Consider the following 3,233-nt stretch of genomic DNA (forward strand, 5'->3'; position numbering starts at 1 on the left):
CGCGACTCGGTATTCCGGGAGCGGCGGTTGCGAGGACGCCGTCGCGCTTTTCGAGGTGCGGTTGGGGTTCGCCCTGCGCGCATCGCATCGGGCGAGCTATTCGGGCATTGCTCGCGCCACACCAGGCGCACCACCCATGCCCACGGGCAATGCGCCCCGAAGGTTCACTCACGCTGAGGCGTTCAGACCGAGAGTCGGAAGTAGGCGCTGTTCGGATCCTCAACGTAGTCGGCGAACGGCCCGCGGACGCGGAATCCGTACTTCGCGTAGAGAGCGCGAGCAGGTGCGAAGTAGTCCTGCGTACCGGTTTCGAGGTTGACCTCGCGTAACCCGCGGGCCCGACACTCCTGGAGGATCGCCGTCAGCACTGCGCTCGCCACCCCACGACCGCGGGCTGCGATGCTCGTGCGCATCGACTTGAGCTCACCCATCACGGCGTCGTGCTGCTTCAATGCCCCGATGCCGAGCAGCGCGCCGGTTTCGGCGTCACGCACACTCCAGAAAGTGATGCTCGGATGCGCGAGCGCATCAGAGTCAAGCGCATGCACGCTCTCAGCTGGCGACGTCTCGAACATCTCCCGCAGATGCTCTTCAAGCAGCGCGAGCACGTCGGCTGCCCTCGGATCATCAACCGAAATCAGCACCCTCTGAGACTACCGACGAGCCCGTCACCTCATTAGCGCCGCCATCCCTCGCGGCACCGCTAGGAGTACGCAGCCTGGCGACTTGAGAACTTGGTCGCCCGCTGATGGACCGCCTACGGTGCGGACACTGGCTTCTATTGAGCAGGCGGCTCCGACTGTGCCCGGTCCAGCTCCTCAAGCGCCTGGATTCGTTCGTCTCCTCGCAACCACCTCAGCTGCACCGTGATCTCGTCGTCCGAGTTGCTTGATGCGCGAGCCTCAATCGGCAACTGCGAGGCCAATACTTGGTACTCGCCCCGGTGCATGTAGTCGAAGGCAGACGCCGGCCCCCCTTGGAGCCGGTCGTACCGGAGTCGCCCTAGCCCATCGAGAGTCCACTCGTCGATGTCGAGCCACTGCTCCCGGTCTATCGATAGCCTCCACCAGCGGTCACGTTCCCACGTGACCGCGCCACGAGAAACGTGAAGACGCACCCAGCCAACCACCGCGCCTCCGATGGACAGCTCCCCCAGATCCCCCTCGGCGAAGACCTCCCCTCCGCCGGAGGTTGCTCTTGCCACGGATTGACCCTACCGACAGCCGTTCAGTAGAGCACCATCATTCGGCCAGATAGCCGGTGCGTGGGTCGATCCCAGATAGGAACGCGCGGATCTCGGATCGAACCTCACTGTCCGTGCGCGTCGCGGCGCCAGACCCTCCGATCGAGAATCCGTAGCCCGCGTTCGGGCCGCTCACCCATGTGTGGTGGATCGAGCTGCCGTCTCTCACAACGTCGAACTCTTCACCATCGACGACGACTCGCATCGGTTCGATCACGCCGCCATCGTCTCACGTCCCTGGTCTCTAGCCCGTTGACGGACCCTCAATCGACGGCAACGCCCTAGCGTTGGTTCATGCGTCGACAGCGAGGTAATTGGGGAGCAGCCCCCGAGCCGATTCCCGCCGATCCTCGGGTCCCGCCAGTCTCGGAATGGCTGAGGCACGGGATTGCCGGACGGATCGGCAAAGGATCCGCCGAGGGCGAGTACGTCCTGGTCGACCCCGTACGCGAAGAAGGCACCGGGAGTGGACCGGTCATCGGATACTTCCTCGAGCTACCTCACCGGCAGCTTTTCGACACCGCCGGTGAATACCTTCTGGACGATGGCGTGTACGACGATATACGCCCCGCTGGCGAGGGCGGATTCATCGACCTTCTCACCAGCGCGCTGGACGTTGAGTGGTCCGTCGACGCGGTCACTGTGAACCGAGAGTGGTCGCGGCACAGGCAGTGACGCGCATCACGCAGCGACTGGCGCTCGGCGACCGGTCGACGTGCGGCGATGCTCCTGGGACGATTGCTGTGTGGACCGTCAGCGCGTGTCACGGGTCAAGATTCGTTCGTATCGAAGCGAGGACGCAGGACCAACGCTCGCTGTGTTTCTCGATGCGGTGACAGTGACCGCCGCAGCTGACTACTCGCCGGAGCAGATCAGTGCGTGGGCGCGCCCGGAGCAACGGAATGTGGCTGACTGGAACCGTGCGATGAGCAACCGCAATAGTTACGTTGCGCTCGTCGACGGCGCGGTCGCGGGATTCTCCGATGTTAGTCCGGCGGGGTACATCGACATGATGTTTGTCTCCTCCCGCCACTCCCGTCGCGGCGTGGCTACCGCCCTCCTCAGCCGGATGGAGACCGAAGCGCGCACCGCTGGCGCCGTAGCGCTCTCGGCGGACGTAAGCATCACCGCGCGACCACTCTTTGAGCACCACGGTTTTGTGGTGGTAGCCCAACAGCGTCCTGCTTCAGCTGGCGTGCCGATGACAAACTTCAACATGGTCAAGCCACTCGGCGCTGCGAGGTAGCCTTCGTTGACCGCCGACGGACCGGCATCCGCGCCCCTGTGATTCAGTAGTGGTCTCGCGCCTGCAGTATGACGATGTGGTCATCGGTCACGTAATAGACGAGTCGGTTCTTCTCGTCGATGCGACGAGACCAGGCGCCGGAAAGAACGTGACGGAGCGGTTCGGGTTTCCCGATGCCGTCGAACGGATCACGAACGACATCCGCGATCAGCAGGTTGATCCGCTTCAGCGTCTTGCGGTCCTGTGTCTGCCAGTAGACGTAGTCCTCCCACCCGTTCGGGTCGAAGGCAAGCGATCGCGTCACGCGTCAAGGAGGTCGTGCTGCTGAAACTCGCCGCGGCGTGCGCGCTCGACAGCCTCGAGCAGTCGCTCCGCGTTCGCAGGGTTGCGCAGGAGGTAGGCCGTCTCGGTCAGTGCGTCGAAGTCGTCCTTGGACATGATCACGGCGTTGCCGCGGCGGGAGACGACTTCAACGGTCGTGTGGTCCTCGTTGACCTGCTGAATGAGCCCGAACAGGCTCTTTCGCGCTTCGGTCGCGGTGATCGCGGACATGGTGGCACACCCCTCGTTGAGTAGTACGTAAAACGGTACCACTCTACGACCGGTCGAGGACCGGTGATCGCGCATTGCAGCACTTCCGCCGGTGAGGTCCGAGAACGGCCAACGTCGCTATCGGTAGGGAGACTTCGTCCGCGCGATGGTCCTTGCCTCCATAGGTCACAGAGCAGAGGCTGTCGCATGAAT

The 3,233-nt window shown here is 63.7% G+C and carries 6 protein-coding genes; 2 read left to right on the plus strand and 4 right to left on the minus strand.

Going from position 1 to position 3,233, the window contains the following annotated elements:
• Positions 1–182: 182 nt before the first annotated feature.
• On the minus strand, positions 183–644 hold the full coding sequence (locus B4E30_RS06845; protein WP_286794202.1) for a GNAT family N-acetyltransferase: 462 nt from the start codon (positions 642–644) through the stop codon (positions 183–185).
• Positions 645–778: 134 nt separating this feature from the next.
• A complete protein-coding gene (locus B4E30_RS06850; protein ID WP_286794204.1) occupies positions 779–1,204 on the minus strand; it encodes a hypothetical protein in 426 nt (141 codons plus the stop codon).
• A gap of 333 nt (positions 1,205–1,537) precedes the next feature.
• Here B4E30_RS06850 and B4E30_RS06855 point away from each other — a divergent pair, with 333 nt between their 5' ends.
• On the plus strand, positions 1,538–1,918 hold the full coding sequence (locus B4E30_RS06855) for a hypothetical protein (protein WP_286794206.1): 381 nt from the start codon (positions 1,538–1,540) through the stop codon (positions 1,916–1,918).
• Between the two features lie 70 nt (positions 1,919–1,988).
• On the plus strand, positions 1,989–2,489 hold the full coding sequence (locus tag B4E30_RS06860; RefSeq protein ID WP_286794208.1) for a GNAT family N-acetyltransferase: 501 nt from the start codon (positions 1,989–1,991) through the stop codon (positions 2,487–2,489).
• Positions 2,490–2,532: 43 nt separating this feature from the next.
• Here the strand turns inward: B4E30_RS06860 and B4E30_RS06865 are convergent, their stop codons facing one another.
• Entirely contained in the window at positions 2,533–2,793 is a 261-nt protein-coding gene (locus B4E30_RS06865; RefSeq protein WP_194385054.1) for a Txe/YoeB family addiction module toxin, read from the minus strand.
• Positions 2,790–3,041 carry a type II toxin-antitoxin system Phd/YefM family antitoxin gene (locus B4E30_RS06870; RefSeq protein WP_194385053.1) on the minus strand — a complete coding sequence of 84 codons (252 nt, stop codon included), beginning with the start codon at positions 3,039–3,041 and terminating at the stop codon, positions 2,790–2,792. Before B4E30_RS06870 ends, B4E30_RS06865 begins: the two co-directional genes overlap by 4 nt.
• Between the last annotated feature and the right edge of the window lie 192 nt (positions 3,042–3,233).

Source organism: Microbacterium sp. UBA3394, assembly GCF_002358725.1.
GTDB lineage: Bacteria > Actinomycetota > Actinomycetes > Actinomycetales > Microbacteriaceae > Microbacterium > Microbacterium luteum.

What these genes read in the sequence shown, in the direction of transcription:
- B4E30_RS06855 (WP_286794206.1), top strand. Translation starts at nt 1,538, where the DNA reads ATGCGTCGACAGCGAGGTAATTGGGGAGCAGCCCCCGAGCCGATTCCC.
- B4E30_RS06870 (WP_194385053.1), bottom strand. Translation starts at nt 3,041, where the DNA reads ATGTCCGCGATCACCGCGACCGAAGCGCGAAAGAGCCTGTTCGGGCTC.